General features: G+C 67.1%; 1 protein-coding gene. It reads left to right on the forward strand.

Going from position 1 to position 520, the window contains the following annotated elements:
• Positions 1 to 212 precede the first annotated feature (212 nt).
• Positions 213 to 520: ArdC-like ssDNA-binding domain-containing protein (locus IEX32_RS20510; RefSeq protein WP_188773370.1), on the forward strand; the 308-nt coding region annotated here is incomplete at its 3' end.

Genomic DNA, 520 nt, shown 5'->3' on the forward strand with positions numbered 1-520 from the left:
AGCCTCGGCTCCAAGGTGGCGGGGGGCGTCGCTGCCCTGTAGCCCCGCCTCGGCGGCGCGCAACCCGTCCGCTTCGCTCCCGGGTCCTCCATTTCATTACGGCCTTGTCAGGTGCGCCCCGCCTTCAGCCGGCGGGGCTGTCGGTTCGCTCCTGCCGCCCCCCGCCACCCTGGCGCCGGTCCATGGCGGTTCAGGAAAGGAGCAAAGGAGACATGAGCAGGTCGGACCGTCAGAGCCTCTATGGTGGGGTTACCGCCAAGATCATCGCCGAGCTGGAAGAAGGCAGATTGCCCTGGGTGCAGCCGTGGGATGCTTCGCGCTGCCCCTGCACGATGCCGCATAACGGGGTTTCGGGGCGGATCTATTCCGGGATCAATGTGCTGATCCTGTGGGCGGCTGGCATTGGCGGGGGCTATTCCTCGCAGCGCTGGCTGACATACAGGCAGGCCGAGAAGGCAGGCGGCCATGTCCGGCGCGGCGAAAAAGGCACGGTCATCTGCTATGCCGACCGCTTCACGCC

The sequence above is a fragment of the Novosphingobium endophyticum genome, from assembly GCF_014640675.1.
Lineage (GTDB): Bacteria > Pseudomonadota > Alphaproteobacteria > Sphingomonadales > Sphingomonadaceae > Novosphingobium > Novosphingobium endophyticum.